Genomic DNA, 12810 nt, shown 5'->3' with positions numbered 1-12810 from the left:
TGGTCTCCTCCTGGTCCGCGGACCGCGGGCGCGATCCGTCAACCACCCCTTCCGGTGCGCAGGGGTTCGCGGATGCGCGGGCGCGGCACTTCCCCCGGTGGGTCAGGCCGTGGGTCAGGCCGGCGGGGCCGGGAAGGAGTACGTGTGGGACAGCGAGGCCCGGTAGGTGCCGGTGACGGTGCCGTCGAAGGTGGCGCGGGAGGAGGCCAGCGCGGTGATCCGGTAGCGGTACCAGCCGGCGGTCGTGCCCTCGGCGCAGTCCAGCGCCTCCAGGTCGCCGGCCCGGTCGCGCAGGATGCCCTTCAGGACGACGTCGGCCGAGATCGTCGTCACGGCCGTGGTGGCGTCGGTGTAGGCCTCGACGTCGCCGCCCTGGAAGGGGGCGGCGTCGAGGGAACCGGTGCGGATCCAGCCGGCGCTGCGGCCGGTGCCGGGCACCACGGCGCCGTCGTCGAAGCAGGCGGCCGTCACCTTGCCGTACAGCGAGGACTGCACGTAGCTGGGCGCGTCCAGGGGCCCGATGGTGCTGCGCACGGCCAGCGCGTCCCCGACGGCGACGAGCTTGCTCGTGACCGCGCCGCTGCGGACGTCGGCGACGGTGCGGGCCGGACGGTCGGCGGCGGTGGCCGGGGTGGCGGCGGCGACGCCGGCGCCGAGGGCCAGGGCGGCCGCGGCGCCGAGGACGCGGCGGGTGGCAGGGCGTGCGAGAACGGTCATGGTCTTCCCCCCAGAGTGAATCAGTCGTCGCTCTGCGTGACGACCATGAGGAGCGTGACCCGTCCGGGCGATGCCGCACAAGTACAGGAGGCGACATTGCTCCTTTCGGGTGTCTACGGAACGTCACCCCTTGCTCCGATCGGGTGAAGCGCAGCGGGGGAGCCTAGACTTGGGCGGTCATGTCACGGTCCTCGCAGCGACGTTCCCGGCCCGCCTCCCGCCGCCCCTCCCGTCCCGGGTCCGGCCGCCGTCCCGCGACCGACCCGGCCGCGCTGCCGGACGACCCGCGTGCCCTGGCCCTGGCGCAGCGGTTGGGGTCCGTCTCGCTGCGCGACGAGGACCGCCTCCGGCGCCGGCTGGCGAGCCTGACCCGGCGGCCGGCCGACGCCCTCGAGGCCGAACTGCCGGCCCTGGAGGAGCTCACGGCCGCCGCCGAGGCGCGCACCGCCCGCCGGGCGGCCGGCGTGCCCGCCGTCGACTACCCCGAGCAGCTGCCGGTCAGCCAGGAGAAGGACCGCATCGCGGCCGCGCTGCGCGAGCACCAGGTGGTCGTGGTGGCCGGTGAGACAGGCTCGGGCAAGACGACCCAGCTGCCGAAGATCTGCCTGGAGATCGGCCGTGGCGTGCGCGGCCGGATCGGGCACACCCAGCCCCGGCGCATCGCCGCCCGCGCGGTGGCCGAACGCGTCGCCGAGGAACTGCACACCGACCTCGGCGGAACCGTCGGGTACGCCGTCCGGTTCACCGACACCGTCGGCGAGGACAGCCTCGTGAAGGTCATGACCGACGGCATCCTGCTGGCCGAGATCCAGCGCGACCCCGAACTGCTGCAGTACGACACGCTGATCGTCGACGAGGCGCACGAACGCAGCCTCACCATCGACTTCCTGCTGGGCTACCTCGCCCAGCTGCTGCCGCGCCGGCCCGACCTCAAACTCGTCATCACCTCGGCCACGATCGACCCCGAGCGGTTCTCCCGGCACTTCGGCGGTGCGCCGGTCCTGGAGGTCTCCGGCCGCACCTACCCCGTGGAGGTCCGCTACCGGCCGCTGCTGGCGGCCGAACTGGCCGAGGAACTCCTCGGGGCCGACCTGGAGGAGGCCGGGGACTCCCTCGACTCCGACGACGACGCGCTGGAACAACTGGTCGGCGACGACCGCGACCAGACCGAGGCCATCCTCGACGCCGTCCGCGAACTGGCCGCCGAGGGGCCGGGCGACGTCCTGGTGTTCCTGCCCGGCGAACGGGAGATCCGCGACACCGCCGACGCGCTGGCGGACCTGGTGAAGGAGCGCGAGTTCCGGGGGACGGAGATCCTGCCGCTGTTCGCCCGGCTGTCGGCCGAGGAGCAGCACCGGGTGTTCCGGCCGCACTCCGGCCGGCGGATCGTGCTGTCCACCAACGTGGCCGAGACCTCGCTGACGGTTCCCGGCATCCGGTACGTCGTCGACGCCGGCACCGCCCGCATCTCCCGCTACAGCCACCGCACCAAGGTGCAGCGCCTTCCTGTGGAACGGATCTCACAGGCCTCGGCCAACCAGCGGGCCGGCCGCTGCGGCCGGGTCGCCGACGGCATCTGCATCCGGCTGTACTCCCAGGCCGACTTCGAGTCCCGGCCCGAGTTCACCGACCCCGAGATCCTGCGCACCAACCTGGCCGCGGTCATCCTGCAGATGGCCTCGCTGGGACTGGGCGACATCGCCGCGTTCCCGTTCGTCGAACCCCCCGAGCGTCGGGCGATCACCGACGGCCTGGACCTGCTGGCCGAGCTCGGCGCCCTCGAGGACGCCCGGCCGACCGACCGCGGGGTGCCGCGGCTGACCCGCACCGGCCGGGACCTGGCGAGGCTGCCCATCGACCCGCGGCTGGGGCGGATGGTGCTGGAGGCGCAGCGCAACGGCTGCCTGCACGACGTCCTCGTCGTCGTGGCGGCGCTGTCCGTGCAGGACCCGCGCGAACGTCCGCTGGAACAGCGGGAGCGCGCCGCGCAGCTGCACGCCCGGTTCCGCAACGAGACGTCGGACTTCCTGACGTACCTGAACCTGTGGTCCTACCTGCAGCACCTGCAGCGCGACCTGTCGAGCTCGGCGTTCCGGCGCCGGGTCAAGGCCGAGATGCTGCACTTCCTGCGCATCCGGGAGTGGCAGGACACCTACGCCCAGCTGCGCCGCGTGGTGCGCGACCTGCGTTTCGAGGTCGACCGCCCGGCACCGGCCGAGCTCGCCGAGGGGGAGCTGTTCCCCGACCCCGGCTACGACGCCGACGCCGTGCACCGCTCGCTGCTGTCCGGGCTGCTGGGCAACATCGGGCTCAAGGACGTCCGTGAGGACACGGGCGGCCGGCGCGAGCAGCGGCGGCCGCAGGCTGGGAGCCGGCGGCCAGCGCCGGAGTACCTCGGAGCGCGCGGGGCGAAGTTCGCCCTGTCGCCCGGTTCCTCGCTGGGCCGCAAGAACCCGGACTGGGTCGTGGCGGCCGAACTGGTCGAGACGTCCCGGCTGTGGGCGCGTGTCGCCGCCGGCATCGACCCCCGGTGGATCGAGCCGCTCGCCGAGCACGTCGTGAAGCGCACGTACTCCGAGCCCCGGTGGTCGCGCAAGCGCGCCGCCGTCGTGGCCACCGAACGCGTCACCCTCTACGGGGTCCCCGTCGTCGCGGGGCGCACCGTCGCCTACGGCTCGATCGACGCCGAGCTGTCGCGGGACCTGTTCATCCGCCACGCCCTCGTCGAGGGCGACTTCGAGACCCGGCACGCGTTCTTCCACCGCAACCGCGAACTGCTGGCCGAGGCCGAGGAGCTCGAGCACCGCGCCCGGCGACGCGACATCGTCGTCGACGACGAGGTGCTCTTCGCCTTCTACGACGCGCGCATCCCGGCCGACGTCGTCTCCGGACGGCACTTCGACGCCTGGTGGAAGGACGCCCGGCGCGCCAGTCCCGACCTGCTGACGTTCGACCCGGCGATGCTGGTCACCGAGGACGACGCGGTGAGCGAGGAGCAGTTCCCCCGCACGTGGCGGCAGGGCGACCTGGAACTGGCGCTGGAGTACGTCTTCGACCCCGGCTCGGCCGCCGACGGCCTGAGCGTCGACGTGCCCGTCGAGGTCGTCAACCGCTTCGACGACCGCGACCTGCTGTGGCAGGTGCCGGGGTTCCGGCACGACCTGGTGACGGCGATGATCCGCTCGCTGCCCAAGGAGCTGCGCAGGAACCTCGCGCCCGCCCCGGACAAGGCGGCCCGGTTCCTCGAGCGCGTCCGCCCGCACGCCGAGCAGTTCTGGGCCGCCTTCGAGCGGGAGCTGCCCGCCCTGGGCGACGGGACGGAGATCTACGAGCAGGACGTCGACTGGTCCAAGGTCCCCGCGCACCTGCGGCCGACGTTCCGCGTGCGGGGCGCCGACGGGAAGGTCATCGCGGCCGGCAAGGACTTCCCGCGGCTGCGCGCCCAGCTGGAGTCGACCGTCGAGGAGACGCTCACCGCCGCCGCGGACGACGTGCAGCGCACGGGTCTGACGTCGTGGGCCGGTCTGCCCGAGGTGGTTCCGGACACCCACACCAGCGTCGTGCGCGGCAGCGACGTGACGTCCTACCCCGCCCTGGTCGACGAGGGGGCCACCGTGGGGCTGCGGACGTTCCCGACACCCCACCAGGCCCGGACCGCGCACCGCGAAGGGGTGCTGCGCCTGCTGCTGCTGGCACTGCCCTCGCCGGCGCGGGCGGTGCAGGACGGGCTGGCCAACGACGCCAAGCTGCTCCTGGCCCGGGCCCCGCACGGGAACGCGAACGCCGTGGTCGCCGACTGCGCGCACGCCGCGGCCGCGCAGCTGCTCGACGAGCTCGAGGGGGGATCGGTGCGGTCGTCGGGGGAGTTCGGCCGGCTCGTCGCCGCCGTCCGCCCGCGGTTCGCCGAGCTCACCGCGACGGCCGTGGACCGGACGGTACGGGTGCTGCGCACGGCGGCCGGGGTGGAGCGCAACATCTCCCGGACGAACAGCCTGGCGCTGGTGCCCTCGCTGGCCGACGTGCGCGAGCAGTTCTCCGGTCTGGTGCACGCCGGTTTCGTCGCCGACACCGGTGTGCAGCGGCTGCCGGACCTGCTGCGGTACCTGCAGGGCATCGACCGCCGGCTGGCGACCATGCCGGACAACCCCCAGCGCGACCGGGTGCGGATGGCCGAGTTCGCCCGCGTCCGGGACGAGTGGGCGAACCGGGTGCGGCGCGCGGGAACCCCCGTCCCGCCGGAACTGGCGCGCATCCGCTGGACCCTGGAGGAACTGCGGCTGCAGAAGTTCGCCCCGGGCATCCCGACGGCCCACCCGGTGAGCGACGAGCGCGTGCTGAAGGCCCTGGCCGAGATCGGCTGAGACCTCTTGCACTCGCGCGTGCGGAGTGCTAAATCAATGCCATGGGCACCGGCCCTGTCCGGTGACCCGATTGGAGCGCATCTACTTCTCTCGCACTGGAGGTGGTGGCCATGTTGATGCGCACTGATCCCTTCCGCGAGCTCGACCGGCTCACGCAGCAGGTCCTCGGGACGTCGGCACGACCGGCCGTCATGGCGATGGACGCCTGGCGCCGCGGGGACGAGTTCGTCGTCGAGTTCGACCTCCCGGGGGTCGACCCGTCCACCGTGGAGCTGGACGTCGAACGCAACGTGCTCACCGTGCGGGCGCAGCGCCCCGTCCACGAGGGCACCGACGAGATGATCGCGGCCGAGCGGCCGCGCGGCGTGTTCAGCCGGCAGCTCATCCTCGGTGACAACCTCGACACCGAGAAGATCGCCGCGAGCTACGGCGCGGGCGTGCTGACGCTGCGCGTCCCGGTGGCCGAGAAGGCCAAACCCCGGCGCATCGCGGTGGAGACGCACGACAGCCCGCAGGCCATCGGCTCCTGAGGGCCGCGGTGCGCACCGTGCTGGACCCGGCGGTGGACCCGGTCTGCGAGTGGACGGACGCCCGCGTCGAGGCGGAGTTCCGCGCGATCGTGGCGGAACTGCTGCGCGTGGGCGTGCCCGTCCTGCGGCCGGGGCCGCCGCCTCGGGGGCGGCCGGCCGCGCCGGCGCCGGCCGACCAGGAGCCGGACCGTCGGCCGACCGGCCGGGAGCGTGGGCCGCCCGCGGGCGGTGCCGGTCCGGCCGCGTCCTGCGGGGCGCGGCCGGACCCGCCGGCCTCAGTGGGCGGCGTAGCCGCCGTCGACGAGGTGGTAGGAGCCGGTGACGAAGCTCGCGGCGTCGCTGGCCAGGAACGCCGTCAGCGCCGCGACCTCCGCCGGCTGCCCGAGGCGGCCCACGGCGTGCTGCGCGGCGAGGGCGGCCTTGACGTCGGCCGACAGGTTCGCGTCGACGAGCGGGGTCTGGATGAAGCCCGGGCCCACGGCGTTGACGCGCACGCCCTGCGCCGAGTACTCCAGCGCGGCGTTCTTGGTGAGCCCGACCACGGCGTGCTTGGCGGTGACGTAGGCGCTGGACTGGGCGATGCCGACGCTGCCCAGGACCGAGGCCATGTTGACGATGGAGCCGCCGCCGGCGGCGACCATCGCGGGGATCTGCGCCTTGAGGCCGTAGAACACGGCGTTGAGGTTGACCTGGATGACCTTGTGCCAGCTGTCCAGGGAGTAGTCGGCGACCGGCGCGGCCTCGCCGCCGATGCCGGCGTTGTTGACGGCGACCTTCAGCGGAGCCAGCTCGCCGGCCGCGGCGACCATCGCGACGTTCACGTCGTAGTCGGCGACGTCGCCGGCGAAGGCCTTGGCGGTGCCGCCCGCCGCGGTGATCTCGTCGGTGACCTTCTGCGCGGACTCCGCGAAGAGGTCCGCGACCAGGACGGACGCCCCGTTCCTCGCCAGCTCCAGCGCGACGGCGCGGCCGATGCCGGACCCTGCGCCGGTCACGATCGCGGAGCGGTTGCTCAGGTCGTAGGTGGCCATGGTGATCTCCTCTGATCTCATCGACATGTGTCGGACAACGCTGTTGATCGTACGCCTGGCGAACGACCCGGGGGCGCGGTGCTGCGCCGGTCGTGGACGCGGCGACGGTGACCTCCACCACACCGGGGACCGCCGGCGCCGCGAGGTCCGGATGCGCCGGCACCGGGCACTGCGGATCCGGTGCGCGGCACGGCGTCGACGGCCGGCCGCCTCTCCGGGCCGTAGGCTGCTGGTTCGAGCCGGGTGAGTCGGGAAGGTGGGACGGGCGTGGTGGCGGCGGGGGAACAGGTCGTCAGCAACCGCGTCTGGACGATCCCCAACGCGCTGAGCTTCCTGCGACTGGTCCTGGTGCCGGTCTTCGCCGTCCTCATCGTGGACGGCCGGGACGGCTGGGCGCTGCTCGTCCTGGCCGTCAGCGGCGCCAGCGACTACCTCGACGGCAACCTGGCCCGCCGGTGGAACCAGGTCACCCGCATCGGCCAGCTGCTCGACCCCTTCGCCGACCGGCTGTACATCCTCACGACGCTGCTGGGCCTGGCCTACCGCGGGCTCGTCCCGTGGTGGCTGGTGGTCGTCCTCGTCGCCCGCGACCTGACCATGGTCGCCACGCTGCCGGTGCTGGCGAAGCTGGGGCACAGCGCGCTGCCGGTGCACTTCCTGGGCAAGGCCGGCACGTTCTGCCTGCTGTACGCCTTCCCGCTGCTGCTGCTGGGGGAGCTGTCGCCGACGCTCTCGCTCGTGGCCGGCGCCCTCGGCTGGGCGTTCGCCCTGTGGGGCACCGGGCTGTACTGGTGGGCCGGGATCCTCTACGTCCAGCAGGTCGGGCAGCTGTGGCGCGGGGAACACCGCGGGGAACACCGCGGGGAACACCGCGGGGGACGCGCGTGAGGTTCACGCTGCCGGGGCTGCCGCGCACGCCGGCCGACCCGGACCGGCCACGGGACCCGGCCGCCAGCACCCGCCTGCTCACCGAGGTCATGACGCACCCGCTGGACCCGGGCTACGAGGCCGCGGCCCGGCGCCGCGCCGAGAGCGGGCAGGAGCCGTCCCGGTCCTCGCGCGTGTCCTCGCGGCTGGTCACCGTCGTGGCGCTGCTGGCGATCGGCGGGCTCTTCGCCGTCGCGGGCCTGCGCGCGGCCGCCGCCGAACCGGCCGCCGACCGCGGCCGGCGGGCGCTGCTGGAACGGATCGAGGCCACCACCGCCCGCTCCGACGACCTCGCGCAGCAGGTCGCCTCGCTGCAGGCCGGGAACGCCGCCCTCGCCGCGCAGCTGGGTGGTGCGCCGGCCGCCTCGGCGGACGTGGAGGCGCAGGCCCTGCAGGTCGCGGCCGCCGCCACGGCCGTCACCGGCCCGGGGTTGCAGGTCGTCCTCGACGACGCCCCCGCCCAGGAGGAGACGGCGTCGGCCACCTCCGGGCGGGTCGTGGACCGGGACGTGCAGATCGTCGTCAACGGTCTGTGGCAGTCCGGCGCCGAGGCCGTCGCGGTCAACGGGCAGCGGCTGTCCGCGCTGTCCTCGATCCGCGCCGCCGGGGAGGCCGTCCTGGTCGACTACCGCCCGTTGACGCCGCCGTACACGGTCTCGGCCGTCGGGGACCGGACGGCGATGCAGACGGCCTTCGCGACCTCCGTCGCCGGCCGGTACGTGCAGGTGCTGCGGGACAACTACGGCGTCCGCGCCCAGGTGAACACCGCCGACGAGCTCGAGCTGCCCGCCGGCCGGACCGCCCTGAGGCTCGCGCAGACCCCGTGACCGCCGTCACCGGGGCGCAACGCGTCGGAGCCGGAGCCCGGGCGCGCCGCCCAGTAGGGTTTCCCGACGTGATCGCAGCTGTCGGACTCGTCGTGGGGATCGTCGCGGGGGTGCTGCTGCAGCCCGAGGTGCCGGTGTTCCTGCAGCCCTACCTGCCGATCGCGGTGGTCGCGGCGCTCGACGCGGTCTTCGGCGGCCTGCGCGCGGTCCTGGACGGCATCTTCGACGACAAGGTGTTCGTCGTCTCGTTCCTGTCCAACGCCGTCGTGGCCGCGCTCATCGTCTACCTCGGTGACCAGCTCGGCGTCGGGTCGCAGCTGTCGACGGGGGTCGTCGTGGTCCTGGGCGTGCGCATCTTCTCCAACGTCGCCGCGATCCGCCGGCACCTGTTCAGGGCATGAGCGCCCACGAGGCCGCCGGGCCCTGGCGGCGGTTGTGGCGCGCGGCGGCCCCGCGCGCCACCCGCGGCCAGCTGCTGGCCGGGATCCTTTGCGCCGCACTGGCCTTCGCGATCGTCGTGCAGGTCCGGCAGACCGACGTCTCGGGGCTGGCCGACCTGCGCGAGAGCGACCTGGTCCGGATCCTGGACGACACCACCGAACGCGGCGACCGGCTCGAGCAGGAGGTGCGCGACCTCGAGGCCACCCGGCGCGAGCTCACCGAGGGGTCGGACTCCGCGCAGGCGGCGGCCGAGGCCGCCGCCGCGCGTGCGCAGGAGTACGGCCTGCTGGCCGGGACGCTGCCCGCGCACGGCCCGGGCATCGTGGCCACCATCACCGACCGCACCGGCGCGCTGCGCTCGACCAACGTCATCCAGCTGGTGCAGGAACTGCGCGACGCCGGCGCCGAGGCGATCCAGATCGGCTCCTCCCGCGTCGTGGCGCAGACCGCGTTCACCGACTCCACGGGCGGGGTCCTCGTCGACGGCACGCTGGAGGCGTCCCCGTACACCGTCAGCGTCATCGGGGACCCGCCGACGCTGGCGACGGCCCTGGACATCCCCGGCGGCGTCCGCGAGACCCTGCGCTCGGCCGGCGCGGACCTCGACGTGGTGCAGGTGCCGGGTCAGGACGGGGGCGGGCAGGACGTGCAGGTCACCGCCTTGCACGCCGTCTCGGCGCCTCAGTACGCTCGCCCGGCGTCGCCGGAGCAGTGATCCGGAGCAGGAACGCGTCCCCGTCGAAGGAGCTCAGCACCACATGTCGAACGTCCCGTCCGACCTGCGCTACACCAGCGAGCACGAGTGGGTGCGCGTCGAGGGCGACGGCACCGTCCGCGTCGGCATCACCGACCACGCCCAGGACGCGCTCGGCGACGTGGTCTACGTCTCGCTGCCGGCCGAGGGCGAGACCGTGAGCGCGGGTGGAGCCTGCGGCGAGGTCGAGTCGACCAAGAGCGTCAGCGAGATCACCGCCCCCGTCTCCGGCACGGTCTCCGGCCACAACCCGGGTCTGGAGACCCGCCCGGACCTGGTCAACACCGACCCCTACGGCGACGGCTGGATGTTCACCATCACCCCCAGCGACCCCTCCGAGGTGGACGGTCTGCTCGACGCCGAGAGCTACGCCGCGCACGCGGGCTGAGGTCCGCGTTCACACGCGTGACCCAACACGCGCGACAGGCGGGCTGACCTGCGCGGTCGGCCCGGCTAGGGTGGCCTTCGAAGTTCCAAGCGTGATCGCTCGCCTGCAGGGAGTGGTCACGTGATCTGTCACGAGAGGGTGGTGTCGATGTCTTCGCCGGGCACCGTGCCGGAGGACGGGCCGAACGACGGGACGACTCCCGGGCAGTCGGCCCCCGAACGTCCGATCGACTCCACGATGTCGTTCGCAGGACTGGTGGTCCCCGAGGTCCACGAGAGTGCCGACCGCGGCCTGACCGGTGACGACACCGAGGCCATCGACGCGCTGCCGGCGGGGTCGGCGCTGCTGGTGGTGCGTCGCGGCCCGAACGCCGGTTCGAGGTTCCTGCTCGACGCCGAGCGGACCTCGGCCGGCCGGCACCAGACCAGCGACATCTTCCTCGACGACGTGACCGTCTCGCGCAAGCACGCCGAGTTCCTGCGCGCCCCCGACCCGGCCTCCGGCCCGGGGTTCCGGGTGCGTGACGTCGGCAGCCTCAACGGCACGTACGTCAACCGCGAGCGCATCGACGACGCGCTGCTCAAGGCCGGTGACGAGGTCCAGATCGGCAAGTACCGCCTGGAGTACCACCCGAGCCCGCGGGTGAGCGCGCAGGGCAAGGCGTGAGCGGCGCCAACGCCCGGGCGCTGGACCCCAGCGCGCCGCGCATGACGATCGGCGAGGTCATGGCGATCCTGCGCCCGGAGTTCGACGACATCACGATCTCCAAGATCCGCTTCCTCGAGGAGCAGGGGCTCGTGGAGCCGGGCCGCACCGCGGCGGGGTACCGCAAGTTCTCCTCCGACGACGTCGACCGCCTGCGCTACGTGCTGTGCGCCCAGCGCGACCACTACCTGCCGTTGAAGGTCATCCGGGAGAACCTGGAGGCGCTGGACCGCGGCCTCGAACCGGCCGAGCAGCCCGGTGCCGCCCCGCGGGTCCCCGAGATCGCCGTCGCCGCCGGTGTCCCCGCGGCCGACCGCTTCGACGGGCACGCGGCCGGTCTGCGGCTGACCCGCGGCGAACTGCTGCGCGAGTCCGGGGTCGAGTCCGAACTGCTCGACGCGCTCGAGGGTTTCGGCGTCCTGTCGCCGGCCCCCGGGGGTCCCTGGTACGACGGCGAGGCGCTGGAGGTCCTGCGGGCCGCGGCCTCGCTGGCGGCGCACGGGATCGAGGCCCGGCACCTGCGCATGTTCCGCACGGCCGCCGACCGCGAGGTGGCCCTGGCCGAGCAGGTCGCCGCGCCGCTGCACCGGGGTGGGCGCTCCGGCTCGGCCGAGTCCGCGGCCCGCGCCGACCAGGTCGCGCGCGAGATCGCCGCGGCCTGCCTGCGGCTGCACACGGCCCTGGTCGCCGGTGCGCTGGGGCGGGCCACCCGCTGACTCGCCCCGGCCCCGCGGTCCAGGCGCGGCCGACCGGTCGGCCGGCGGGCAGGAGGGGTACGGTGAAGTCGTGCGAGCGCTCGATGTCATCGGTGTCAGGGTCGAGATGCCTTCCAACAACCCGATCGTCTTGCTGCGCGAGCGGGACGGCGACCGCTACCTGCCCATCTGGATCGGGGCGCCGGAGGCCAGCGCGATCGCCTTCGCCCAGCAGGGGGTCGTGCCGCCGCGGCCGTTGACCCACGACCTGCTCAAGGACGTCATCGAGGCGCTGGGACGGCGTCTGGAGGAGGTGCGCATCGTCGAGGTGAAGGACAACGTCTACTTCGCCGAGCTCGCCTTCGACGGTGGGCTGACGGTCAGTTCGCGCACGTCGGACGCCATCGCGCTGGCGCTGCGCGTGGGCTGCCCGATCGTCAGCGCCGAGGGCGTGCTGGACTCCGGCGGCGTTCCGGTGCCCGACGAGGACGAGGACGAGGTGGAGAAGTTCCGCGAGTTCCTCGACCACATCTCACCCGAGGACTTCGAGTCCGGTTCGGGTGACCGCTGAGCCGTCCGGGTCACGATAAGGTCACGGGCCACGCCGCGCCGCGCGCCTCGTTGACGCTCCGGGGGTGCTCTTCTACGGTCAGTGTGCAGAAACGCTTCCGTTCGAAACCTCGACGGGTGGCGATGACGAGGAGGCCGGCGTGAGCAGTGGCGACGCAGTCGCGGGGTCGTCGCGGAAGTCCCCACCCGTGCGTGCGCAGGGTCTGCTGTTCGCAGAGGACCTTCCCGACCTCGACGAGGAGGTCGGCTACCGGGGGCAGACGGCCTGCAAGGCCGCCGGCATCACCTACCGGCAGCTGGACTACTGGGCCCGTACGGGTCTGGTCGAGCCCAGCGTCCGGGGAGCCTCCGGCTCCGGCTCCCAGCGCCTGTACGGCTTCCGCGACATCCTCGTGCTGAAGGTCGTCAAGCGGCTGCTGGACACCGGGGTCTCGCTGCACCAGATCCGCACCGCGGTGACGCACCTGCGTGAACGCGGTGTCGACGACCTGGCCCAGATCACGCTGATGTCCGACGGGGCCAGCGTCTACGAGTGCACCTCGGCCGACGAGGTGATAGATCTCGTCCAGGGCGGGCAGGGTGTCTTCGGCATCGCCGTCGGCCGGGTCTGGCGCGAGGTCGAGGGCGAACTGGCCTCGCTGCCCAGTGAACGTCCCGCGCCGCGCGAGCAGGAGCGGCCCACGATGGTCCTGGCCGACGAGCTCTCCCGCCGCCGGGCCGCCCGCGAAGCCGGCTGAGCCCACCCACAGCGAGAACCCGCCGTGGGGGGGGGCGGGGGGGGGGGGTGTGGGGGGGGGGGGGGGGGGGGGGGGGGGGGGGGGGGGGGCGGGGGGGGGGGGGGGGGGGGGGGGGGCGGGGGGTCGG

The 12810-nt window shown here is 73.8% G+C and carries 13 protein-coding genes; 11 read left to right on the top strand and 2 right to left on the bottom strand.

Annotation, left to right across the window (positions count from 1 at the left end; all coding sequences use genetic code 11):
• Positions 1-114: 114 nt before the first annotated feature.
• A complete protein-coding gene (locus tag ACRYR2_RS19305; RefSeq protein WP_432564510.1) occupies positions 115-717 on the bottom strand; it encodes a hypothetical protein in 603 nt (200 codons plus the stop codon).
• Positions 718-896: 179 nt separating this feature from the next.
• Between ACRYR2_RS19305 and hrpA the strand changes: the two genes are divergently transcribed.
• Both hrpA and ACRYR2_RS19295 read left to right on the top strand, forming a co-directional pair.
• Positions 897-5078 (top strand): ATP-dependent RNA helicase HrpA, encoded by a 4182-nt coding sequence (gene hrpA / locus ACRYR2_RS19300; RefSeq protein WP_432564509.1) that lies wholly within the window; start codon positions 897-899, stop codon positions 5076-5078.
• A 110-nt stretch (positions 5079-5188) separates the two neighbouring features.
• On the top strand, positions 5189-5608 hold the full coding sequence (locus tag ACRYR2_RS19295; protein ID WP_432564508.1) for an Hsp20/alpha crystallin family protein: 420 nt from the start codon (positions 5189-5191) through the stop codon (positions 5606-5608).
• Between the two features lie 275 nt (positions 5609-5883).
• Here the strand turns inward: ACRYR2_RS19295 and ACRYR2_RS19290 are convergent, their stop codons facing one another.
• Complete coding sequence (locus ACRYR2_RS19290) at positions 5884-6639, bottom strand: SDR family NAD(P)-dependent oxidoreductase (RefSeq protein ID WP_432564507.1); 756 nt, start codon at positions 6637-6639, stop codon at positions 5884-5886.
• A 267-nt stretch (positions 6640-6906) separates the two neighbouring features.
• Here ACRYR2_RS19290 and ACRYR2_RS19285 point away from each other — a divergent pair, with 267 nt between their 5' ends.
• From ACRYR2_RS19285 to ACRYR2_RS19245, 9 genes are all read left to right on the top strand, one after another.
• The gene (locus ACRYR2_RS19285) at positions 6907-7527 is read left to right on the top strand and encodes a CDP-alcohol phosphatidyltransferase family protein (protein ID WP_432564506.1); all 621 of its coding nucleotides are present in this window, start codon (positions 6907-6909) and stop codon (positions 7525-7527) included.
• Positions 7524-8393, top strand: coding sequence for a DUF881 domain-containing protein (locus ACRYR2_RS19280; protein ID WP_432564505.1), 870 nt, complete (start codon positions 7524-7526; stop codon positions 8391-8393). Before ACRYR2_RS19285 ends, ACRYR2_RS19280 begins: the two co-directional genes overlap by 4 nt.
• Positions 8394-8461: 68 nt before the next feature.
• On the top strand, positions 8462-8794 hold the full coding sequence (locus ACRYR2_RS19275; RefSeq protein WP_432564504.1) for a small basic family protein: 333 nt from the start codon (positions 8462-8464) through the stop codon (positions 8792-8794).
• Positions 8791-9549 (top strand): DUF881 domain-containing protein, encoded by a 759-nt coding sequence (locus ACRYR2_RS19270; protein ID WP_432564503.1) that lies wholly within the window; start codon positions 8791-8793, stop codon positions 9547-9549. Before ACRYR2_RS19275 ends, ACRYR2_RS19270 begins: the two co-directional genes overlap by 4 nt.
• A 43-nt stretch (positions 9550-9592) precedes the next feature.
• On the top strand, positions 9593-9976 hold the full coding sequence (gcvH, locus tag ACRYR2_RS19265) for a glycine cleavage system protein GcvH (RefSeq protein ID WP_432564502.1): 384 nt from the start codon (positions 9593-9595) through the stop codon (positions 9974-9976).
• A gap of 147 nt (positions 9977-10123) precedes the next feature.
• The gene (locus tag ACRYR2_RS19260) at positions 10124-10642 is read left to right on the top strand and encodes an FHA domain-containing protein (RefSeq protein WP_432564501.1); all 519 of its coding nucleotides are present in this window, start codon (positions 10124-10126) and stop codon (positions 10640-10642) included.
• 41 nt (positions 10643-10683) lie between these two features.
• Positions 10684-11397 (top strand): transcriptional regulator FtsR, encoded by a 714-nt coding sequence (ftsR, locus tag ACRYR2_RS19255; RefSeq protein ID WP_432564560.1) that lies wholly within the window; start codon positions 10684-10686, stop codon positions 11395-11397.
• Positions 11398-11467: 70 nt separating this feature from the next.
• Positions 11468-11947, top strand: a complete 480-nt coding sequence (locus tag ACRYR2_RS19250) for a bifunctional nuclease family protein (RefSeq protein ID WP_432564500.1) — start codon at positions 11468-11470, stop codon at positions 11945-11947.
• Between the two features lie 139 nt (positions 11948-12086).
• Positions 12087-12683 carry a MerR family transcriptional regulator gene (locus ACRYR2_RS19245; RefSeq protein ID WP_432564499.1) on the top strand — a complete coding sequence of 199 codons (597 nt, stop codon included), beginning with the start codon at positions 12087-12089 and terminating at the stop codon, positions 12681-12683.
• Positions 12684-12810 lie beyond the last annotated feature (127 nt).

Origin of the sequence: Kineococcus deserti, assembly GCF_050871945.1 — a bacterium.
Taxonomy (GTDB): Bacteria; Actinomycetota; Actinomycetes; order Actinomycetales; family Kineococcaceae; genus Kineococcus.
The sequence above is the reverse complement of the archived record's forward strand: the minus strand, read 5'-3'. Positions and strand labels throughout refer to the sequence as shown.